Origin of the sequence: Bacteroides sp. OM08-11, from assembly GCF_003438665.1 — a bacterium.
In the GTDB taxonomy this organism is placed as follows: domain Bacteria; phylum Bacteroidota; class Bacteroidia; order Bacteroidales; family Bacteroidaceae; genus Bacteroides; species Bacteroides cutis.
This window is the reverse complement of sequence record NZ_QSTJ01000001.1, coordinates 463,594-487,777: the sequence shown is the minus strand read 5'-3', so window position 1 is coordinate 487,777 and position 24,184 is coordinate 463,594. Positions and strand designations below refer to the sequence as shown.

Below are 24,184 nucleotides of genomic sequence, written 5' to 3'. Positions count from 1 at the left end.
TACCTTTGTGCCAATAAAAAAAATAAATATGATACCTCAAGAACTTATTCGTTACATAGAAACAGAAATCATCCCCCGATACAAAGATTTTGATAAAGCACACAATTTGTCGCATGTGGAAACCGTTATTGACGAAAGTCTGGCACTTGCCCGCCAACATCCCGAAACCGACGAGCGCATGGTCTATACTATCGCGGCTTATCATGACACAGGGCTCTGCCGCGACCGGGCCACACATCATCTTTTGTCCGGAGAGATACTGGCGGCAGATGATACCCTGCATCAATGGTTCTCAGAGGAAGAAATACAAACGATGAAAGAAGCCGTAGAAGACCACCGGGCATCTACCGACCATGAGCCCCGCAGTATCTATGGCAAAATCGTTGCCGAAGCCGACCGTATTATTGACCCGGACATCACCCTGCGCCGCACCGTGCAATATGGTCTGAAGCAAAACCCTACGACAGATGAGGAATGGCACTACCTACGGTTCCACAAACATCTGATGGAAAAGTATGCACCGGGCGGCTATCTGAAACTTTGGTTCCCTAATTCCAAAAATGCAGAACGGCTGAAAGAACTGCAAACCATCATTGCTGATGAAACGTTGCTGAAGTCTGTCTTCCACCGGCTATATGCCGAGGAAAGACGATAGAGAAAAGGGATTTTCCTTCCCTACCATTGCCGACTTTGTGCCAATAAAGTGGCAAAGCCTTGCCAATAGGGTGGCACAAGCATGCCAATATGATGGCAAAGTTGTGCCACTCTATTGGCACAATACTGGCATTAAAGGGATGAATTTAAAGGCTTTGCTTCAGGTATATCATATCTTTTAATAATATGCCCTCTTCCACTATAGGATGGTCGTAATTATCGGTAAAAAAGTTCTCGATACGGTGGGAATATTCAAAACCGCAACTTTTATAAAATCCGGTTGTCCCCGGAACATCTCCGGTCCCGACTATCATTTGAGTATATCTTCCCGAATAGTGATTTATCAGATAGTTTATCATTGTCCTTCCATATCCCTGCCGTTGGAAATCAGGAGTAACAGCCAAGTTTTTCAGTTCACAAACACCGCTTCCTTCGTCGGTAACCACACAAACGGCTTTAACGCCCCGATCTTCGAGCACAAACATTTCGCCCCGTTCCAAGTAACGGTCGATCATGGACTCTTGCTCATCGGCAAGCAACAGTAAATCCAAATACTGCTTTTTATTGGCAATAACCAAAGACAGGTTCATAATCTTTTCCATTTTATCCATGTGAACAAAGATAAGTATTCCCTCCTTAAAAACTGATATTCCACAAAAGAGAAAGTATAAGAAGATTACCGCATTAGCCTAAAATTGATTATCTTTGCACCCCAAAATGAGACAAAAAAGAATGATATAATCAATTGATAATAACAAAAATACTATAACACTATGGCATTAAAAGCTGGTATCGTAGGACTTCCCAACGTAGGAAAATCTACTCTTTTCAACTGCTTGAGCAGTGCAAAAGCGCAAGCGGCAAATTTCCCGTTTTGTACAATCGACGCCCAAATGGGGCAAGTATCCGTACCCGATGAGCGGTTGACCCGTCTTGCCGAACTGGTTCATCCGGGACGTATCGTACCCGCCGTATGCGATATTGTCGACATTGCCGGTTTGGTGAAAGGTGCCAGCAAAGGCGAAGGCCTCGGTAACCAATTCTTGGGCAATATTCGCGAGTGTGACGCCATCATCCATGTGTTGCGTTGCTTCGACAACGGAAACATCGTGCATGTGGACGGTTCGGTAAACCCCGTGCGCGACAAGGAAATCATCGACACCGAACTGCAACTGAAAGACCTCGACACGGTAGAAAACCGCATCAAGCGCGTGGAAAAAGTAGCTAAAGTAGGTGGCGACAAGATGGCAAAGATAGAATACGATCTCCTGCTCCGTTACAAAGATGCATTGGAACAAGGACAGAGTGCCCGTACTGTAATACCTCAAAACGATGATGAAGAGCAGTGCGCCAAACAGATGTTCCTGCTCACCACCAAACCCGTGCTCTACGTCTGCAATGTAGACGATACCAGTGCCGCCACCGGCAACCAATACGTGGAGCAAGTACGCGAAGCCATCAAGGGAGAGGATGCCGAACTCATCATCATCTCCGCACAGACCGAGGCCGACATCGCCGAATTGGAAACGTACGAAGAAAAGCAGATGTTCCTCGAAGACCTCGGATTGAAGGAAAGCGGCTGTAACCGCCTGATTAAGGCCATCTACAGCCTCCTGAACCTGGAGACCTTTATCACCGCCGGAGAAATGGAAGTAAAGGCGTGGACTTATCACAAAGGCTGGAAAGCCCCGCAATGCGCCGGAGTTATCCATACGGACTTTGAAAAGGGATTTATCCGTGCAGAGGTCATCAAATACGAAGACTACATCAAATATGGCAGTGAGGTCGCGGTACGCGAAGCCGGTAAGCTGGGTGTTGAAGGCAAGGAATACGTGGTGCAGGATGGGGACATCATGCATTTCCGGTTCAATGTATAAGAAGAACGGGGCGGCCAAAAGTCCTGAAAAAGACCTTCCTTATCGTATCTTTCAAGTCGAGCTGACCGATCTGGAAAATGGAGACCGGGGCGAAGAGTTTTACTATATGGAGAAAGAAAACTACGTTAAGTAACAATCCTAATAAGAAACCTCAAATGGCAAATAATAGATTAAAGTATCTCATTGCAGGTACCGGCGGCGTAGGTGGCAGTATTGCCGGTTTCCTTGCATTGGCCGGAAAAGACGTTACTTGCATTGCACGCGGCGAACATCTTGCCGCCATACGTGAGCATGGTTTGCGGCTACATTCCGACCTGAAGGGCGAACATACGCTGAAGACGCCCGCTTATACGGCGGAAGAATATGCCGCTCTCGCTTCTTCATCGGCCGGCTACAAGGCAGATGTCATCTTCGTATGCGTCAAAGGGTATTCGGTAGACTCCATTACGGAACTTATCAAACGCGCTTCTCACGAAAATACGGTAGTTATTCCTATCTTGAACGTTTACGGTACGGGCCCCCGCATCCAGCGTCTGGTTCCGGACGTAACGGTACTGGACGGTTGCATCTACATCGTAGGTTTCGTTTCGGGAAAAGGGGAAATTACGCAAATGGGCAAGATATTCCGTCTGGTCTACGGGGCACACCGGGGCACTGATGTTTCCCGTGAAACATTGGAAGCCGTGCAACGTGATTTACAGGAAAGTGGCATCAAAGCCGAAATATCCCCCGATATCAACCGGGATACGTTCGTAAAATGGTCTTTCATCTCTGCCATGGCTGTGACAGGAGCTTACTACGACGTGCCTATGGGGGAAGTCCAGAAGCCGGGTAAAGTACGCGATACTTTTATCGGCCTTTCTCAAGAAAGCGCTGCATTGGGACGGAAATCAGGCATTGAATTTAAGGAGGATATTGTAGAATATAATCTTAAAGTTATCGACAAACTCGCGCCCGAAAGTACCGCTTCCATGCAGAAAGATATGGCGAGAGGACACGAGAGTGAAGTGCAGGGGTTACTTTTCGACATGATTGCGGCAGCGGAGGAACAAGGAATTGAAGTTCCGACGTACAGGATGGTGGCGGAGAAGTTTAAATAAAAATCACATACATATTAACCTAAATTGGCAAGTAAACAAGATTATTTTCTAACTTTGCTGCATAATCAAGTTAATAACTCTATTCCTTCAACAATATGCTAGCATTATTCTCCATCAACTGGAACCCTAATCCCGAACTGTTTAATCTCTTCGGAAGTATCCCAATCCGTTATTACGGTCTACTATGGGTTATAGGTATCGCACTCGCTTACGTAATAGTCCACCGTCAATACCGTGACAGAAAGATTGATGAAAAGAAGTTTGAACCGTTGTTCTTTTATTGTTTTTTCGGCATACTGATTGGAGCACGGTTGGGACATTGCCTGTTCTATCAGCCCGACTACTATCTGAACCACTTTTGGGAAATGATACTTCCGGTAAAGTTCCTGCCCGACGGCGGTTGGAAATGGACCGGATATGAAGGGCTTGCCAGTCATGGCGGTACATTAGGCTTGATTATCTCCCTATGGCTCTATTGCCGCAAGACCAAGATGCATTACATGGATGTGCTCGATATGATCGCTGTGGCTACACCTATCACAGCGTGCTGCATCCGTCTGGCCAACCTGATGAATTCTGAAATCATCGGCCAGCCCACCGATGTGCCTTGGGCTTTCGTCTTTGAACGGGTAGATATGCTTCCCCGCCATCCGGCGCAGCTTTACGAAGCAATCGCTTATTTTATCTTCTTCCTGGGAATGGTTTACCTGTATAAACGGGGACTGAAAAAACAGGTCTCCCTCCCCTATCATCGTGGTTTCTACTTCGGCCTTTGCTTGACGGAAATATTCGTATTCCGCTTCTTCATCGAGTTCTTGAAAGAGAACCAAGTAAACTTTGAAGACAGTATGAGACTGAATATGGGACAATGGCTGAGCATTCCTTTCATTATTATCGGTATCTATTTCATGTGTTTCTACGGGAAAAGAAAGAAATAAAACTACGCTCATAACGAAAGTATAAATTAGAATAAAGCATAGCGAATTAAATAATATAGAATTCGTTATGCTTTGTTTTTTCTTTATGTATAGAGCTGTAGAAAACATATTATGATCAAATTGTTGCTAATTCATAGCTTTTAAAACAAACAAATGTTTTTCAGAACGCATAAAAGAATTCCGTACCCAAAGATACCGCAGAGACAACCGATTACTCTAAATATTGATATTGCTACATATTATGAAATAAATTCAACTACCACTTAAATATAAATTTAATTCTACATACCACCACGAAACATTTATAGCCTATTTAGTTAATTAATAACAAAAGAATACTTACTTGTTATATTTTTTGTATATTCAGACTTTAATCTTACATGCTATGAAACAGATTTATTACTTAATTACGATTATTACAATAATCACAATAGCTAGTTGTGATAGTAGTAGTGAAGTAGAAAATGTTTCAAAAGTAGCTAATCTGCGAAGCATGAATTCCAATTGTAATGGTTTCGGTGGCGGTTGTTTACCCAATTGTCATATAGAAACAAACGATGATACCGGAGAAATAACTCTGACTTTTACACCCAACGAAACATATAGTTGTACTAATTTCCATGTCAGTTATACAGGAACTTCTATAGGCAATGCCTGGCTATCACTCTCAAACAATTCAAGCCAAGATGTTAAAATCAATGATAACGGATATACATATGTCCAAATAGAAGTATCATGTACTGATTATAATTGTACTTGCAGTAGATATTATATGGTAGAAGCAGGGGAAAAACCCGAAGATATCGGCCCCATAGAAATAGGGACTAATTGTGGAAGAGAATACTATTCACACTCATTTGAATGTATAAATGGAAAATTATATATATTCTGTAACGATAGTGAATACGATGAATACGATCCTGAAAAAAATCCTTTTAAAATGGTTATCGACAGTTATACCACGAGGATACATATTCCCGGAGACGAAGATGACAATAGTAACTTCCCTGATGGTGGCGGATATATTTTGGGAGATCCTATCGAGCTGAATAATATATATGAAGGGTATGCCACCGTTTATTTTTATAGTTCACAATGTAAATATCCTGAGCAACATTGTTATTATATTACTTACAACTGGATGGATGATGTAGAATATATAAATAATGTACATGTAAACGAGACAAATTCGCATCCCACTTATTAATTTTAATTGCCATGAAAAAATCACTCCCTACCATGATAGCAATACTATTGCTACAATTTTCCAGTATGATGTTTGGACAAGAAGAAGTAAAACTGTTCAATAATACAGGAAACAAAGAAATATTTTCAGAGACTTATTATTATGATGTCGCTACAAACTATACCTCTAACAATTTTCATAGTAGTGACGGCAGTCTATATCGGGATTTCCGAAAGGACGTCGATCCTTTTTGGAAAGATAGTAATACCACTACTAAACAGGAAGGTCAAATTACCCATAATTTGAGTGAATTTCTTATTCATAGGGACAGTGTACAGATGCAGGTAACGTTAGCAGACAGTCTCAGTCCTATATTGATACTTCAATTTTTGAAGGACGAACTGGAAGTACAAGGTATTAAGGCTTATTATCCCTCAAAGGGGAAACAACCTGCCGATTACCTTGCTGAAATCAGTTCCTGCAAATGCTATTATCAACTCAATTCACTCCAAGTGAATAAGAAAAGATATACCGGAAACTATCGCGTGGAATATATAGTGAAATGGAAAGAAAAAGATGCACAAAAAACGTTTCCTGCCGAAAGCGAAACCAAAGAACATATTATCTATGAATGGGAACGTAAACATAAAGCAGAAATGGATGAGATACCCAATTTATCTACTTCAATGACAATGCTTTGTCATAAGATAGCCAAAGCTAAGGCCAAACAAATAATATCCGCCTTGAAAAAGGGAAGTTAATCACTTCCCTTTCACTATTCTCTTAATATCATTCAACTTATTCAGCGCTTCCAGCGGAGTCAGGTTATTCACGTCAAGATTGAGTATCTCATCGCGTATCTGACACAGTACAGGATCATCAAGCTGGAAGAAACTCAGTTGCATACCACCGGCAGAAGAAGCACCTTCGGTAATGGTTTTACCGCTGACCATCCCGGTCTGACGGTTCTCTACCTCCAACTGATGTAATATTTCATCGGCACGCTTCACAATACTTTTCGGCATACCCGCCAACTTTGCTACGTGAATACCAAAAGAGTGTTCACTACCTCCACGTTCCAATTTACGCAAGAAAATAACTTTATTGTCGACCTCTCTCACCGATACATTGTAATTCTTGATGCGTTTGAAACTCTTCTCCATTTCATTCAGCTCATGGTAGTGCGTGGCAAACAATGTACGAGCTTTGGCACGAGGATGTTCATGGATATATTCTACGATAGCCCAGGCGATGGAGATACCATCGTAAGTGGAGGTTCCACGACCCAACTCGTCAAAAAGTACCAGACTACGCGAAGAAAGGTTGTTCAGAATATCCGCCGCTTCATTCATCTCCACCATGAAAGTAGACTCACCGACGGAAATATTATCACTGGCACCCACACGGGTAAATATCTTGTCCACCAATCCGATATGCGCACTTTCCGCCGGTACAAAGCTACCTATCTGAGCCAGCAAAGTAATCAATGCGGTCTGTCTCAACAAAGCGGACTTACCCGCCATATTGGGACCGGTAATGATAATAATCTGCTGTGTATTATTGTCCAACATCACATCATTGGCGATATACCTCTCGCCAATCGGCAACTGCTTTTCGATGACCGGATGACGTCCCTGATGAATTTCCAACACATCATCATCGGCAATGACGGGACGGATATAATTGTTCTCCCTGGCAGAAGTGGCAAAAGACAACAAACAGTCCAGACGGGCTATCTGGTTCGCATTTATCTGAATGGCGGGTATGAATTCGCTTAATGCCTGCACCAGTTCCGTATAAAGCTGCGTTTCAAGCACCAATATCTTGTCTTCCGCACCGAGTATCTTGTCTTCATATTCTTTCAACTCTTGCGTAATGTAACGTTCCGCATTGACCAACGTCTGCTTACGTATCCACTCCTGTGGCACTTTATCCTTATGCACATTACGCACTTCGATATAGTAGCCGAACACATTGTTATAGGCTATCTTCAAACTGGGAATACCCGTCAACTCGCTTTCACGTTGCTGTATCTGCAAAAGATAATCTTTACCGGAATAGGCTATCTGGCGCAACTCATCGAGTTCGGCGTTAACACCGGACTTAATAACACCGCCTTTATTGATAAGCAACGGCGGATCATTGTTTATTTCCTTTTCAATACGATCCCGGATAGAGCGGCAAATATTCAGTTGTTCGCCAATACGATTTAAACTGGCGTTATCAGCTTGCATACAAGCTTCCTTGATAGGTTCGATGGCCTGTAAAGCAACTTTCAACGCAACGACCTCACGGGGAGATACACGTCCTACCGCCACTTTAGAGATAATACGCTCCAAATCACCTATCAGATGCAGCTGTTCTTCAATCAACTCCTTGAAATCCGGCTGACGAAAGAAATATTCCACCACATTCAGCCGATCGTTTATGGGCTGAACATCTTTCAACGGGAATACCAACCAGCGCTTCAACAAACGGGCACCCATCGGACTGATCGTTTTATCTATCACATTCAGCAAACTGCTGCCGCCATCATTCATGCTGCCCATCAACTCCAGACTACGTACCGTAAACTTGTCCAGACGAACGTATTTATCTTCTTCGATACGTGCCAACGAGGTGATATGACCGATCTGCGTATGCTGCGTCATAATGAGATATTGCAAAATAGCACCCGAAGCTATAATACCGTTCTTGAGGTGTTCTACACCGAAACCTTTCAAGTTCTTCACTTCAAAGTGCTTCAGCAATTTTTCTCGGGCAGTTGTCTCTGTAAACACCCAGTCTTCCAGCTCAAATGTGAAGAACTTACTTCCGAAATTCCCCTCGAACATGCCACGTTTACCACGCTCGAAAAGTACTTCTTTCGGAGAAAAGTTATTCAACAGCTTATCTACATAGTCAAAAGGACCTTCCGCCGTAAGAAATTCACCTGTAGATATATCCAGAAAAGCGACACCACATGCACCTTTACCAAAATGGACGGCTGCCAGGAAATTGTTTTCACGGTAATTCAGTACATTGTCATTGATAGATACCCCCGGAGTCACCAGTTCCGTAATACCTCGTTTCACCAACTTCTTCGTCAATTTAGGATCTTCCAGCTGGTCACATATAGCCACACGCTTTCCTGCACGTATCAATTTGGGTAAATACGTATCGAGTGCATGATGAGGAAAGCCCGCCATTTCGATAGTCTTTCCCTTACCATTGGCACGCTTTGTAAGGGTTATACCCAAGATTTCGGCAGCAACAATAGCATCGGTTGAATAAGTTTCATAGAAGTCGCCACAACGAAACAACATGACAGCATCAGGATGTTTTGCCTTCAAATCAAGAAACTGTTTCATCATTGGGGTAAGAACAATATCTTCGTTCACGGTGGTATGTCTTTTACGGTTAGTAAGCTAAATTTATTGATGATACAAAGATAAGTCTTTTTTAGAAAATAAACGTGGAGAGCCTTCAAATCCTTAGTAAGCCTTAACAAAAGGCATTATTTTACTAAAACATGTTATAAAACACGCTTTTTTATTTGCTTTATTTGGATATTAGCCAAAAGTCCGTACCTTTGCAATGTGTTTTTCATAGTATTAGATTTAAGGTTAACAAAGGTTGGAGTACAGCGGTACTCCTTTTTTTATACCCATACGTTTCGTGGCAATCACGGATCAACATAAAATCACCGATTTAAGGTTGCAGATCAATCATCCTTATCCTGATGTTTCACAGTCTAAAAATTAATAGCTCTATTAAATATTCTTTATCTTATAATATACCATTACATTCCATTCTTTTTCTTACTTTTGTAATAAACAGCAAGATACGATAATCACAATAAAATTATTGCCGGTGGTAAAAGACGTATAGAAAACAAGTAAAATGTAAATATAAAGAAGGAGGATATACGTATGAAACGAAAAGTAGATATCTTTTATCTCATAATCCGTTTAGGGTTATGTTTTCTGTTGGTTTTTACTCCGCGGTTACTTTCCGCACAAGAAGACAACACGCGTTTTATTCCCGACAGTATACGTATAAGACCGGAATTGAAAGAACTCCTTTCTTCCCCTTTAAAGTTATCTCCCGGAAGAGGTCTTTCCTCTTCTGTACTTCAACCGACTTTTTTCGATTCCCTACCTCATTTTTCTTTAAAGAAAAACATCCACTTACCTTATCACACAAACCCTTCTCCACTTTTTCAGGGTGATTATCGTACTACCGGTATATTAAAATCTTTTCCCCACGGCGCATTATATGGTAGTGGAGGACAGACAAGCCTTCCGGGTATTGGACGAATCAATGATGCTTCGTTAGGATATCAGCATACATTCAATCAGAAACTGGAACTCCAAAGCAGTATAAATGCCATGAAGATAAATATGATTCATTCTACCGGACAAACATTCAATGCCTCGGGCGCTTTATTATATCATCCTTCTGACCGTGTTACCTTCAAAGTTTTCGGTTTATATGCCTTTGGAAATAATTATGGAATGGATGCTTCCAGTTACGGTGCTACCATGTCATTGGATATGTCCGAACGTTTTGGCATGGAAGTAGGCGTTCAACGTTACTACGACTCCATGCGCGGACATTGGGAAACCGTTCCCGTAGTCATCCCTTATTTCAATATCAACAAGCTCAAGCTGGGTTTGGATGTTGGCGGAATATTATATGAAATACTTCGTAATACTGTTTTTGACAAAAGTGATAAAGGTGGGGCAACGTTGGCGCCACCCCGTTTTCAGATGCCACCATTACGATAAGATAATTCTAATAATAAAACACGCATGAAATACTTATGGATATTATCAATTTTCTTGTGTTGTATCAGCTGCAAACAACAAAAACCGACAGAAGAGATAATGAAAGAGATAGTAATCTCAGGACAGATACTGAATAAAGAAGTATATCCCAACGAAAAGAAATTAAAACTCGTCATACCCTTCTTCCCACAACAAGAAACTTTTTATATATCTGCAATTGCAGATGACGGTACTTTTTCTTTCCGTTTCCCTTCTTATACTTCCTTGTGTGAAGTGTCTTTGTGCAATTATGCAGAACATCTTTATGTCCGTCCGGGTGACAGCCTGCATGTAGAGATTGATTTTCAAGATTTATTACATCCCCGTATAACGGGAACTTCCGGAAATCTGAACAAGTACATGAGTCTTTTTACTGATGGAGGATACTACCGGATGTCTTATCCTTATGATAAAAACGCAAGTCCGGAAATTTTTGAGGAGACTTTAAAAACAGAATACAATAGCCGTTTGGAACGTCGCAATGATTTTTTAAAGAAATATTCTCCCGGTAAAGAGATAGAGAAATATACGGCAGATTTATTGTTGATAGATTATTATTCAACTTTGTTTGGATATACTTTCCAGCAAATTCTCAAAGGAAACGATATTGATGCCGACAAATACAAGAAACTTTTGTCTGAAGCAAATTCCCTATTCGTATCGGATGATATAGTCTTTGCCAATCAATTTTCATTAGTAAAAAACATTTGTAATTCTTTCCATGCTTTTCAATATCGTATATCGGAAAATACGAATTCTGAATTGGATGAACTATTAAAACCTTTAGAAGAAAATGCCATCAAGGAATATCTTTATGCTTATCTTATAGGAAGTTCTCTGCTTATCAACGATACTACATGTTTCACTACTCATCGACAAGCATTTGACTCTATCGTACAAAATTCCTACCTTAAACAGAATATTTTATGCCTTTATAAAAAGAAAGTAGATTATCTGAATAATCCTCAAAGCATATCAGATTATATGCTCTATGGGTATTATCCGGATAATACCATGACGAAGAATATGTCTTTTATGACTTCTGTCCACCACCTTTTGGAAAAGCATAAAGGAAAAGTGGTTTATATAAATTTCTGGACGACAACTTGTCCACCATGTTTGGCGGAAATGGAACCTTTGAAAAAATTACGGGAACAATATTCTCCCCGGGAAGTAGCAATGGTTAGTATTTGCGACGGCAGAAACCGGACAGCTTATGAGCAAATCTTAGAACGTTTCTCATTAAATAATAGAGATATTGACTGTATCTTCTGGGAAGATTGGATTGACGCTGAAGATTACAGGCGTGTCATGCAGCATTGGAACATGCATAGCCATCCCCAATATCTCCTGATTAACCAGGCAGGTGTAATTGTAAATTATGGTACAATTTTACGTCCCAGTTATCCAGGTACCACCCAAAAGATAAATGAACTTTTAAATTAAATGATAAAGAGATTACCAAGAATCACATAACAAAATTCCAAATTCCTCAATAACAGCGAGGAAACATTTAGTGTTATTTATATTCTTCTTGATTTTATCATGCCCTCTGTCTGCAATATTCGTTCTATTCCGGTTTCGTTCATGCCTCAGAAAAAACTTTCCTTATTGCAGTTTCAAGAACGGCAATGTATTGCCACTTGTCGACAACGGCAATTTACCGTCCCATTTCTCCACTGCCTTGAGCTGAATTAGCTCAGGTGTAATACTCTGTTGAAGAATACGATTGGCATCCGCCTTTCCTTTGGCGGCAGCCACTACCTTTTCGGCTTCCGCAATGGCGGCTTTCTTCTCATTCTCCACCTTCAAGGCATTCTGCACAGCGGTATTCTTCTCGTCGATGGCGGCTTGCAGCAAATCATTCGGTTTTACGGAAGACTGTATGTTGGTAAACGTAAATCCACGACTACTCAAACGCTCTTTCAACAGTCCCTCCACCTCTTTCTCGAAAGCAGGGCGATTATTGATGAGCGAGTCGGTTTCATACAATCCGGCAACATCCTTGTAGGCGTTCTTGACTTCCGTCAGGATGACGCTTTGCTCCAACTCCTCGGTAGTCTTGCGATAACGCAGGAACACAACTTTCGCATTCTCGCGTTCAATATAATATTCAATGGTAGGATCCGTCTTAAAGATGGTACCCTTCTTATCCTGTATGTCGAAAGGCTCGTAATCCACAATCTGCGCAAAAGCAGGATATTCGAATAACTGTTTTACAAAACGATTATAAACTACCCATCCGGTCTCTACTTTAGCATCGTCCACACCACGTTCGCTGCCTGCCAAATTAACAATGATACCCGTCTGTCCCGAATCGATACGCTCCACGGCAAACATGACCATAAACAACATTACCACTGCAATGCCTACGATACCTGCTACTCCCAATTTCACGGTTGATTTCTTTGTAACTCCCATAACTGATATTTTTTTGTTTAAATGATAAATGTAATTCTCTGTTTACTTATTTTTCCACATCCGGCAAAGATGTCGGTTACTTTCTGGCAAATGCGTCGTTCTCTTACATCTGCTATCCACTACAAAGTAACAAAAAATTCTCCGTTCATCTGCTATTAATGTAACACGAATAATGTAACACGAACCCGAAAGATTTTTACTCCGCCACTTCTTCCCGTCAGATACCCCTTCCTAAGATACACAAGAAATGGTTACACGGACATCACATCCATGTAACCATTTACACGTTCTTTTCATAAGAATGGCCTACCTGCCATTTTTCCCTATTTTACCAGTTTACCAACCCGGATTTTGCCCCAAATTCAGGTTCTTATATCTTTCAAGATTGGAAATAGGGTAGAAATATAGATTATCGGTTATAGTACGGTTTGCAAACAAGAATTTGGTATACTTGAACCCTTCTCCTGATTTTTCTACTTTTACGCCATAGATGTTGGTTGTCTCATCCAATGCTTTCCAACGGCGTAAATCCCAGAAACGATGTCCTTCAAAAGCCAATTCCACACGACGTTCGTTCTTGACACGCTTCAAGAAATCATCTGCATTCAGATTATCCGGCAACAAAGGCATTTTCACGTCACTACGGTCACGGACAAGATTTACGGCTTCCAAAGCACTCATCTTGAGTTCGGCATTTTTATAATTAGGATCATTGAAAGCATTGACCATGGCTTCGGCATAGTTCAGAAGAATTTCACCATAACGGAACAAAATCCAGTTATGATATTTTTTCGTCACCTTACTGTCCGACTCGAAACTGATGGAGTTGTTCAGATACTTTTTCAGATAATAGCCCGTAGTCGTGGCATACTGTATAGGAAGCCCATTGGCACCACCTTCCCATATTTCCAATGGTTTCACAGGCCAAACCATACCATTATAGGCAATAGTCATACCCAAACGCTTATCGCGGTTAGCATACGGATTTTTTGCCATATCGGGATTATTCCAGTCAAACGGTTTTCCGTCAGCTGTTTCATAGGCGTCCACCAGATTTTGTGTGGGACAAGTAGATGTGGGTGCAGTACCTCTGTTTCCACCTATACCTACAGGAAAATTCAGTTTTTCAAAGTCACCTGTCTCACCTACCGAACGAGCCAAAATCACTTCCGAAGCCATATTATTAGTTTCGCCGAATAAATCGGCATATTTACCCAAGCTACATCCCAATTCAGACGCCGAACCGATAATTTCATAAGCCGCCTTTGCGGCAGTCTTCCATTTTTCGTCACTATCTTCCGAAAAGAGCGGACTTGCCATATAGAGTGTAACACGCGATTTCAATGCCAAGGCAGCTGCCTTGGTGATACGTCCGTATTCCTTACTTTGGAAACTACTATAGCTCACGGGCAGATATTTCGCTACATCTGTACATTCATCAACGATGAACTTGACGATTTCTTCATAAGATGTAGACGGCATTTCATTCGCCTCTTCCTGCGACAATACTCCCAACACCAAAGGTACATTACGATAGCGTTTAACAAGTTCAAAGTAGAAATAAGCTCTCAAGAAACGTACTTCATATTTATAATTATTGAACTCTTTCATGATGTTCTCATAATTATCGCCATACTCATATTCACTGAAAGTCAGCCCTTCCGTTTCTTTCAGATAAAGGTTGGCAGCACGTATACCACTATAATATTTGGCCCAAAGGTCATCTACCAACAAATCGGGCGACCACATTCCATTCACGAAATACTGGATGGAAGAAGATTCATAGATATGAACGGCATCATCCGTAGCTGCATCCTGCATGGCTCCGTCTATGTTACAAAATCCATGTTGCAAATGGCCATATACATTGGTAACCAATTGCTCCACACGTGTATAACTGGCAAGCACGTCTTCCTTACTATAGTTATCCGCTTCATCGCAATCCATGAAGTTGCAACCTGTCATTAGGAACGTGGACAGAAAATATCCGATTATAATCTTTATTTTTTTCATTGTAGTCACTTTACTTTAGAATTGCAAGTTAAAACCAAAAGTGTATTGTCTCATTGTAGGGTGCGTCGTGCCCAATGCTTCAGGATCAGCAATGTCGATACCGTCCAAGCTGAACAAATCGTGTCCGCGGGCATATAGTTTCACACCTTTGACGAAACCCGCTTTCTTCATCCATCTTTCAGGCATCTGGTAATAAAGTTCCAATGTACGTAATTTCAAGAACGAAGCATCGGTCACCCACAAGGAGTTTACATTGTAGTTATTGTCCGAACCCTGTGTGGTCAGTCTCGGTAACGTACCGTTCGGCGTGTCCTGACTCCAACGGTTGTCCCAGTAGTATTGTGAGATAGTACTGTTGCCCGTCAACGGACGATATACGCTATTCGTGTTCAGATATTTGCTATAATGAGAAACACCCTGGAACTGTGCCATAAAACCAAGTCCCTTGTATTCCGCTCCCAAGTTGAAACCGAAATAAAGTTCCGGACAAGTCTCGTTGTAACCCATGGGCACCGCGTCATACTTGTCTATCTTCTTGTCTCCGTTTTGATCTTTGAATTTCAAGTCGCCGGGACGTACGACACCCAGATATTGCTTCACTTCACGTTGGTCAATCTCTTCCTGGCTTTGATAGATACCTTCCACTTCATAACCGAATATCTGTCCCAGACTTTGTCCCGTACGCTTTTGATAATCATACAGACGATATTCCTCATTCATTTCAATAATCTTGTTACGGTTGAAAGAGAGTTGTCCACCTATCTGGTAACTAAAGTCAGCGATACGGTCGTTCCAAGCAGCCGCCACTTCCACACCATAACTATTCACGATACCGTCGTTACGTTTTGGAACCGACATACCAAATATGGAAGAGATAGCAGTGGAACCGTCTACCAGAATATCCGTACGATGGTCATAATAACCATCGATAGTAAGCGAAAGATTCTTCCAGACAACCAGATCGATACCTACGTTCAGCTTGTGTGATTTCTCATAGGTCAATCCTTCCACGGCAATCTGATTTTCAGCATAACCACTCGCTCCGGCCGGAGTCTGTCCGAAGTAATATCCGTTGCCACCTCCAAAATAAAGTTTCCATAACCCCATCTCATAATCGGCTCTACCCGTAATACCATAAGATGCTCTCAACTTCAACAAATCAATACCATTGTCTTTCAACCAATCTTCCTCAGACAATATCCAACCCGCACCTATTGATGGGAATATCCCCCATCGGTCGTCCGGATCAAGAACACTTGCAGCAGAACCCGACAATGTAAAGTCCAACAAATACCGGTTCTTGTAGGTATAATGTGCCTGTGCCGCTACGTCCATATAGGCACGCGACTTGTTCTGTCCTTGACTGCTGGTCTTGTCCATCGAGTAGAACAAGGTGGCATTCAACTTATGATCATTCCACATTTTATCATAGTTAGCCTGTGCACCAAACGTAAAACGACGTACAATCGAGCCTACACTGCTGCTAAAACTCAAAGCCGTTTCTTCTCTCAACTTTTCGTATTTGTCTTCTTCTCCGTCCCAACCTTTCACAGCCGATTCATAAGCAAACGTACGTGTGTTATTGTCCCAATAGCTACCGTTACTGTCAAAGCCAATCTGCATGGAAGCCGACAAACCGGGAGTGATAGCACTTAAATCCTGCATAATATTCATGTCAGCATAAAGAGCCCGGCTCTGCGAACGGGCATACCCCATTCCTGAAATATAAGCTACCGGATTATTGGAATAGATGTCGTTGCCTCCCCACAAACCATTGGCAGTCTTCACAGGGAAAGCCCCCGAAGGTACTTGGTACAACGCTCCAAAAAGATTACCCACCGTTGCTCCCGGACGGTTATGTTCGGCAAAGTTACCCAACATACCAATCTGTACTTGAGTGGTTTTGGTAGCCTGGATATCCAGGTTGGTACGAATATTCACTTTGGAATATTTAAGTTGTCCTGAATAACCTTCATTATCAGAAACAGGTTTCAGAATACCACGATCGTCCAACCAGTTCAACTGGGCAAAGTAACGTACTTTTTCGCTACCACCCTGAATGTTGAAATTCACATTGTCACCATAACTATGATCGCGTAAAGCTTCGTCCCACCAGTCTACATTAGGATAAAAATCCGGATAAGTCTGGTCTCTGAAAGCATCCAGTTCACGTTGGCTGTAACGTGGCGACAAACCATCATTTCTCAAACCTTCATTTAACGCTTGTGCGTATGTATAACCGTCTACAAATTTAGGCAAGCGGTTAGGAGTACCGAAATTGAACTCATAGTTGAAATTGATTACCGGCTTTCCTACCACTCCACGTTTTGTTTTGATGTAAACCACACCATTGGCACCACGCACACCATACAACGCCAGTGCCGCCGCATCTTTCAATACGGTAACCGACTCTATCTCCTGTACGGTGATATCTTCAATTCCACGTTCAAAACCGTCTATCATTATCAGAGGAGTCCTACTATTCGTAGTACCCAGTCCGCGTATATACATTGTAGCAGCATCACCCCATGCCGTATTGGCATTCTGCATAGTATACAAGCCCGGTATCAGTCCGTACAGCGAGTTTGACGCATTAATACTGGTCTTATGGGAAAGTCTTTCAGACGTTACCGTACCACCGGCAGTAGTCGCTTCTTTCCGGTCGAACACCATTCCTCGTCTGTATTGCTGTATGCTGTCTGCTACTTGTGCAGTCGCAACGGATGACGACAACAACAAAACAGCTGTGATTAGTTTTATACTTTTATTCATAAATAATCAATATATAGATATTTACAATGTCGATTTATTCCCAACCCGGATTTTGTACCAGGCCATAGTTTATGTTTACCTCAGTAGCAGAGAATGCACTCAAATACCATTTCGGAGAGAAACCGCCGGGCTTCTGCCAGGCTCTCTGCAACAATTCGGGGAATTCAAACTTATATTCCTTCGTATCCTTGTGACGATAGAAATTCAACTTGTGCAAGGATTTCGTAAAGATATCTTCACGTTTCCAACGTATCAGGTCAAAGAAACGTACATTCTCATAACCAAATTCACAGGCACGTTCACGTAAAATGGCTTCGCGGAACTCGGTTTTTTCATCTTGTTCACCTTTCAACTTCAAAGGAGGCAAACCTACGCGGGCTCTCACTTCGTTGACATATTGATAAGCTTCACCTGTACGGTTACATTCGTTCAATGCCTCTGCATACGACAGATAGAGTTCTGCCAAACGAAGATGTGGCCAATGGAAACTACGGTTTTTGTATTCACCCGCACGGTCGAGAGCAAACTTACGTGCTGCAATGCCACTACCCATGATACTGTTACTATCCGTATACCCACTTACTTTTACATGCTTTCCTTGCGGATAGTTAGCCTTGTCACCGGGATAGGCAATGAAAACTTCCGCCTTAGTACCTTGATAGTCGTCTCCGTCTAACAAGATACTTTCGCACAAACGGGGATCACGATTAATGAACGGGTTTTGGCGATGCTCCGGATTGTTCCAGTCAAAATCGGTACCATCGGTCATTTGGAACATATCAAAGAATTCCTTGGTAGGACACCATCCACCCCAACGCATACTCTGCATCAAACAAGGAGTATTGTTCGTCATGTTATATCTACGTACGGAAATCAACGATTCCGTGGTTCCTCTGGTATAATAAGCGTCTTGAAAAGCCTTGCGATATCCTTTCAAATCGGCAGAAGCAGGTTGTACAAGTTTATAATAGCCACCTTCCTTTTGGTTTTCCGTAAAGAAGTCCTCACATGCCTGACGGGCATCCTCCCAACGCTGGGCATCGTATCCACCAAACCAAGTCATGTGCTTGTCTGCAGCTTCACCCGGATAATAAGGTTCGGCATCGTTAAACAACGGACTTGCTACAAAAAGCAATAATCTGGCTTTCAATCCCAAAGCAGCCCCACGTGTCAGACGTCCACTCCAGTTACTCAAGTCATCACTAGGCAGTGCCCAAGGTAACTGTTCACAACTTCCGGCTTCATCCAGCAGTTTCACGGTAAAATTTACCGTCTCCTGCAAAGTGGCACGTGGCGGCATATTCACTTCTTCGGGCGCATAAGCACGGTCAACGATAGGCATTGCTCCCAAATGACGTATCATGTCCACATAGTGGATGGCAATAATAAGTTTAGCCTCCGCCTTCAAACGTTCTTTTTCATCTCCATCCATATCGGACACACGATCCACATTGTTGATGAATGTCCATGCATGACGGATACCCTTCCATACCTGGCGGGCTTTCCACCAACTACCTATACGATACTTTGTACAGCCGTATTCACTTTCGAGATCCTCATAACCTGCATTATAGGTTCCCGAATAATAAATTCTTTCCGCACCGCTCCATCCTAAAGTAGCCTGGTTCAAGTCGGTCAACGATTCAAGAACGGTAAACCGCAACGCACCGTCCCCATCATATTCCTTGGGAAGTTCCCAAGGTAAAGTACCATAAGCATGCCACAATACCCTACGGGCATAGTCAGCGGTAGAAAAAATGGTATCAATCGTCACATCTCCGCTGGGTGGTTTCTGAAGAAACTTATCGCCGAAAGCCAAGTCTTCGCAGGAGGCCAATGATATTATCAGAGACAATATCAACAGATGAATATGTTTTGTTATCTTTTTCATTACTGTCATTGTTTAAAATATTAGAAACCTACTTTCAGACCCAAATTTATCACCATCACGTTAGGATACATGGAAGTATCGGTAGGAGAAGCCTCGGGGTCGATAATACCCAGTTTGTCAAACGTCAGTAAGTTATAGCCGCTGGCATATACCCTCAGATTGCCTACACCGATTTTTTTCGTGATATATTGAGGGAAATTATAACCTAATTCCACATTCTTTAAACGCAAGTAGGAAGCATCTCGAAGCCAGAGATCGGAATTCAGGTAGTTATTGGATTTGCTTGTAAAAGAAATGGCAGGAGCCTTTGCCGAATTACCCTTTTCGGGAGTCCATGCATCAGTCACCATATATTTCATCAATGCACGTGAATCAGTTTCACCGAAGGGGAGACGGAAAACGTCGTCCAACATACGCGAAACTTTAGTTGCTCCTGCCCAAGTCATGCTGAAGTCGAAGCCCTTGTAGGAAAACCCCAAATTGAAACCACCTGTAAGTTGTGGATAAGTGGGATAACCAATGGCAGTCTCGTCGTTCTGGTCAATCACGTGGTCACCGTTCATATCCTTATATTTCACATCACCGGGTTTAGGTACAAACCCCGAACCATGATCAGGAATACCACCTTCTTGTCCTTTTACCTCTGCATAGCGTTCGGCATCTTCTTCAGAAAAAAATCCGTCATATTTATAACCGAAGTTCTGCGAAACCGGTTTACCTGTGCGTCGCATATAGTCGTACGGTTTATTGACTTCATCATTAAAGACAATCTCATTTTTGGCATAAGCCACGTTAAAGCCGATATTATAACCGAAATCTCTTATCTGGTCACGCCAATTTAAGGCAAGTTCAAAACCCTTGTTGTCCACCTTACCGATGTTAGCAATAGGCAAATTGGCAGCTAGATAATAAGGAAGTACCTGACGGCTGGTAAGAATATCCTTACGATGCTCTATGAAATAATCAAAGTTAGCTTTCAACTTACTGTCGAAGAAATAAGCGTCGATACCGTAGTTTTGCTTGGCAGCTGTTTCCCAAGTCACATTCGGATTACCTATTTTAGCTTCCGCCGCTCCCGGGAAAGAGACTGAAGTCTGGTTTCCGAAGAAATAACCTCCGGTCTTCGCTGTATAAGAGTCGGGCAAATAAAGAAAACGTGAGTCATCTCTTACACGGTCGTTACCTACCACACCATAGGAAACACGGAACTTCAGGTAACTGAGCCAAGGTTTCAACGGTTGCATGAACTTCTCTTCGGTCAAAATCCAACCGACGGAGAAAGCTGGAAACAAACCGAATCGTTTACCCGGAGCAAAGTTCTCAGAACCGTTATAACCCATGTTTACCTCTGCCAGATAACGTGTATTCCAGTCATAGGTTATACGTCCTACCAAACCTACATAGCTTCGGGGAATTCCTGTGAAAGCAGATGGGCCTTTGGGATAGTATTGCATACGTTGGTTGTACATGGCAAGTGCCGATACATGATGGGCACCAAAATCACGTTTATAATTCAGGGCAAACTCCATATACCAGTCTCTCGCTTTCGAAGTACTTTCACTGTAACCTAAATTTTGTTTTTCCCCTACCTTAGTAATATTTACCGTACCATCGGGATTTACAATAGGTTCATAGTGCGGATAACTCCCAGTACGCAATTTGTACAGTGTGATACTACTGTTATAAGATGCTTTGGCATGAACTTTCAAACCTTTAGTAATGAAATCCAACTTCTGTTCCAGTGTGAAGTCAAAATTCAATACATTACCTGCTGCTGTATTATAACCACGTCCATACACCGGATAAAGGCCATCTCTAATATTTCCCATACCTACTTGGTCGGGATCTGTCCATATCCATTTACCATCCACGATACCTGCTCCGGTAAAAGGAGCAGTACGATAAATGTCACGGAACAAGTAACCTATATTACTGCCTCCTTCATAGTTGGGTGCACGACGGTCGTTGACACGTCCACCCAAATTGATACTCATCAATGTAGAATTAGTCAAGTCCAAATCCAGGTTGACACGATAGTTGTAACGATTGTAACGGAAATTACTGTCATATTCGTCTTCGAACGACTCAAACAGACCATCTTGTGTAAATGCACCTAATGAAACAAAGTAACGGGCTCTTTCCGTACCACCGGATATAGAAAAATTATGCTGTGTCTGTAAGGCCGAATTCTTAATCATCAAGTCTACCCAGTCAGTATCGGTATAAATCAACGGATTACTGTGTGTACGATAGGCCTCGATGGCTTCGGGGGTAAAAGCCAATTCATCCTGGGTCTTTCCATCACGAAGCTGTGCATTGTTATAAGCAGTGGCATATTCATAACTATTGGCAAACTCAGGCAGACCAGTAGGCATCTGTAAAGCAAAAGAAGTAGAGAAATTAATCTTCGGCTTTCCTGCCTTACCACGTTTGGTGGTTACGATAATTACACCATTTGCACCACGTACACCGAATACAGCTGTCGAAGAAGCATCCTTCAAAATAGATATATCCTCGATTTCATTAGGGTCGAGCTGGCTGAATGAACGTTCTACACCATCTACCAGGATCAAGGGTTCCGACAAACCTTCAGTCAATGATCCCACACCACGCACAAATATCCTGGGATCGTCCACGCCCGGTTGTCCGGTACCTTGCACCGTACTCAAACCAGGCATCTTACCGGTCAATGCATTGGAAATACTTCCGGCAGGTGTCTTCAGTAATTCTTCTGTTCCCAAAGAGGAGATGGCACCCGTCACAGATACCTTCTTGGTGACACCATAGGCCACCACCTGCACCTCCTGTAACTCTTGTACATTCTCGTCAAGTTCTATCTTCAGAGTACTCTCTCCTTTGTATTTTATTTCTTTATCCACATATCCTACATAAGATATCACAATCGTAGCTCCCACAGGGACTTGTAGTTTGAATTTACCATTCAAATCGGTAATTACGCCTTGAGCAGTTCCTTTTACAATGACACTGGCACCGATCACCGGTCCATAAGCATCAGTCACCGTTCCTGAAACTGTCTTGTTACTTTGTTGCACGATTGCATTTGCAACAGTAACTTCTGATGCATAATTTCCGGAAGAAAACGCCATTTGTCCGAATGATAAAGATGCCGCCAACAACCATATCTGTTTTTGAGGTATCTTCATCGGAAGAAGTAAGTTTCTCATTAATTTTAAATTTAAGTTAGTTATACAAATTATCATATCTCATTAAAGCTTCTAAATAATAATAGTCGGCATATATCAAAGGCACATCTATCTCCGAACCGTGAGGAATACTTCCTACACAATGCATCAAGATAAAATTGCAGTTAGTGCCCGGAGTAGCCAGATAAGCGGGTGAAGAAAGCGATTGTAAGATATGCTCCGCTGCCTGCAGATACTTGTCACTTTCAGATACGTAACCACTCAGTTCCAAAAATGCCGAAGCGGCAATGGCAGCTGCCGAAGCGTCTCTTGGCATTACTTTAAATTGCTTCGGATCATAATTCCAATCAGCTACATAACCTTTCTGTCCGGCATTGAAATCCCAATAAGGAATACCGTCCTCAGGCATATCGGAATGGTTCAGCCAAAAATCTGCTGTGCGTATAGCCATGTCGAGGAAATCCTTACGTTTCGTTTCACGATAAGCCATAGTGTAACCATAAATGGCCCAAGCTTGCCCACGTGCCCATGTGGAATTGTCAGAAAATCCCTGACAAGTGGCACGGTGTAATACAGCTCCTGTATTTTCATCATAATTTACCACATGATAGCTGCCATAATCCTTCCGGAAATGATTCTTAGCTGTAGTTTCGGCATGTTTATTAGCTATATTGTAAAAAGTAGAATCACCTGTCACCTTAGTTGCGAAATAAAGCAATTCAAGATTCATCATATTGTCTATGATAACTGGAAAATACCATTCATCTTTACCGTTCCAGGATTTTCTGTAGTTCCAAGATTCTATACAACCCGTCTTTTCGTTAAAACGAGTACACAGTGAACGGGCAGATTCCACTAGAATATCTTTATACCTTTCGTCGCCTGTCAATCGATAGGCATTTCCAAAGCTACAATACATCAGAAAACCTATGTCATGATGAGTAGTCAATTTCTTCAATGGTTCAAGTGTTTCTGTCCATTTGACAGCTGCTTTTTTCCAGTTTTCTTTTCCGGTATACTCATAAATATACCACAAGCATCCAGGATAAAATCCCTCCGTCCAGTCATTGCGATGTGTCACAACACGTTTTCCATCTTTACTGATAGTACGCGGAAAACGCGTTGAATCCGGAACGGCTTTAATCTGGGCTGCCAGTTGTTGCTCCGCTCTCCCGAATCCTTGTGCCACAAAACCTTTATTACTTTTCTTTCCACTGTCGATACAACCGGAGAGGAGAAAAGTACATAAGATTAAAAATACAAAGCATTTTGTTGTTTTCATTTCCTTTTCATCTTAAAAGGTTTAACATTTCTAATTTAAGTACCTTATTACTAATTCGTTCTCGGCACGAATTAAGAT

General features: G+C 42.1%; 16 protein-coding genes and 1 pseudogene. 9 read left to right on the top strand and 8 right to left on the bottom strand.

Going from position 1 to position 24,184, the window contains the following annotated elements:
* Positions 1 to 28 precede the first annotated feature (28 nt).
* Positions 29 to 655, top strand: coding sequence for an HD domain-containing protein (locus DXC10_RS01915; protein WP_101542050.1), 627 nt, complete (start codon positions 29 to 31; stop codon positions 653 to 655).
* Between the two features lie 145 nt (positions 656 to 800).
* Here DXC10_RS01915 and DXC10_RS01910 read toward each other — a convergent pair whose 3' ends face one another.
* Positions 801 to 1,244, bottom strand: coding sequence for an N-acetyltransferase (locus tag DXC10_RS01910; protein ID WP_101542425.1), 444 nt, complete (start codon positions 1,242 to 1,244; stop codon positions 801 to 803).
* Between the two features lie 183 nt (positions 1,245 to 1,427).
* Here DXC10_RS01910 and ychF point away from each other — a divergent pair, with 183 nt between their 5' ends.
* From ychF to DXC10_RS01880, 6 genes and pseudogenes are all read left to right on the top strand, one after another.
* Positions 1,428 to 2,531, top strand: coding sequence for a redox-regulated ATPase YchF (gene ychF, locus DXC10_RS01905; protein WP_101542049.1), 1,104 nt, complete (start codon positions 1,428 to 1,430; stop codon positions 2,529 to 2,531).
* A 34-nt stretch (positions 2,532 to 2,565) separates the two neighbouring features.
* A pseudogene (locus DXC10_RS01900) lies at positions 2,566 to 2,664 on the top strand (carboxypeptidase regulatory-like domain-containing protein); the annotation flags it as partial.
* A gap of 22 nt (positions 2,665 to 2,686) precedes the next feature.
* Complete coding sequence (locus DXC10_RS01895; protein ID WP_101542048.1) at positions 2,687 to 3,631, top strand: ketopantoate reductase family protein; 945 nt, start codon at positions 2,687 to 2,689, stop codon at positions 3,629 to 3,631.
* Between the two features lie 95 nt (positions 3,632 to 3,726).
* Positions 3,727 to 4,569 carry a prolipoprotein diacylglyceryl transferase gene (lgt, locus tag DXC10_RS01890; RefSeq protein WP_101542047.1) on the top strand — a complete coding sequence of 281 codons (843 nt, stop codon included), beginning with the start codon at positions 3,727 to 3,729 and terminating at the stop codon, positions 4,567 to 4,569.
* Positions 4,570 to 4,954: 385 nt separating this feature from the next.
* Entirely contained in the window at positions 4,955 to 5,776 is an 822-nt protein-coding gene (locus DXC10_RS01885) for a hypothetical protein (RefSeq protein WP_101542046.1), read from the top strand.
* A gap of 11 nt (positions 5,777 to 5,787) precedes the next feature.
* Positions 5,788 to 6,516, top strand: coding sequence for a hypothetical protein (locus tag DXC10_RS01880; RefSeq protein ID WP_145998962.1), 729 nt, complete (start codon positions 5,788 to 5,790; stop codon positions 6,514 to 6,516).
* On the opposite strand, the gene mutS is transcribed toward DXC10_RS01880, so the two are convergent.
* Entirely contained in the window at positions 6,517 to 9,135 is a 2,619-nt protein-coding gene (mutS, locus tag DXC10_RS01875) for a DNA mismatch repair protein MutS (protein WP_101542044.1), read from the bottom strand.
* Between the two features lie 525 nt (positions 9,136 to 9,660).
* Between mutS and DXC10_RS01870 the strand changes: the two genes are divergently transcribed.
* Entirely contained in the window at positions 9,661 to 10,524 is an 864-nt protein-coding gene (locus DXC10_RS01870) for a hypothetical protein (protein ID WP_101542043.1), read from the top strand.
* A 99-nt stretch (positions 10,525 to 10,623) separates the two neighbouring features.
* Positions 10,624 to 12,009, top strand: coding sequence for a TlpA disulfide reductase family protein (locus DXC10_RS01865; RefSeq protein WP_233519843.1), 1,386 nt, complete (start codon positions 10,624 to 10,626; stop codon positions 12,007 to 12,009).
* Positions 12,010 to 12,171: 162 nt separating this feature from the next.
* Here DXC10_RS01865 and DXC10_RS01860 read toward each other — a convergent pair whose 3' ends face one another.
* From DXC10_RS01860 to DXC10_RS01835, 6 genes are all read right to left on the bottom strand, one after another.
* Positions 12,172 to 12,984: an SPFH domain-containing protein gene (locus DXC10_RS01860; RefSeq protein WP_101542041.1), complete on the bottom strand. Its 813-nt coding sequence runs from the start codon at positions 12,982 to 12,984 to the stop codon at positions 12,172 to 12,174.
* A 336-nt stretch (positions 12,985 to 13,320) separates the two neighbouring features.
* A complete protein-coding gene (locus tag DXC10_RS01855) occupies positions 13,321 to 14,997 on the bottom strand; it encodes a RagB/SusD family nutrient uptake outer membrane protein (RefSeq protein ID WP_101542040.1) in 1,677 nt (558 codons plus the stop codon).
* A 15-nt stretch (positions 14,998 to 15,012) separates the two neighbouring features.
* A complete protein-coding gene (locus DXC10_RS01850) occupies positions 15,013 to 17,769 on the bottom strand; it encodes a SusC/RagA family TonB-linked outer membrane protein (protein WP_117737244.1) in 2,757 nt (918 codons plus the stop codon).
* Positions 17,770 to 17,803: 34 nt separating this feature from the next.
* Positions 17,804 to 19,660: a RagB/SusD family nutrient uptake outer membrane protein gene (locus DXC10_RS01845; RefSeq protein ID WP_187120661.1), complete on the bottom strand. Its 1,857-nt coding sequence runs from the start codon at positions 19,658 to 19,660 to the stop codon at positions 17,804 to 17,806.
* 20 nt (positions 19,661 to 19,680) lie between these two features.
* The gene (locus DXC10_RS01840; RefSeq protein ID WP_233519842.1) at positions 19,681 to 22,845 is read right to left on the bottom strand and encodes a TonB-dependent receptor; all 3,165 of its coding nucleotides are present in this window, start codon (positions 22,843 to 22,845) and stop codon (positions 19,681 to 19,683) included.
* A gap of 16 nt (positions 22,846 to 22,861) precedes the next feature.
* Complete coding sequence (locus DXC10_RS01835) at positions 22,862 to 24,106, bottom strand: glycoside hydrolase family 88 protein (RefSeq protein ID WP_101542037.1); 1,245 nt, start codon at positions 24,104 to 24,106, stop codon at positions 22,862 to 22,864.
* Between the last annotated feature and the right edge of the window lie 78 nt (positions 24,107 to 24,184).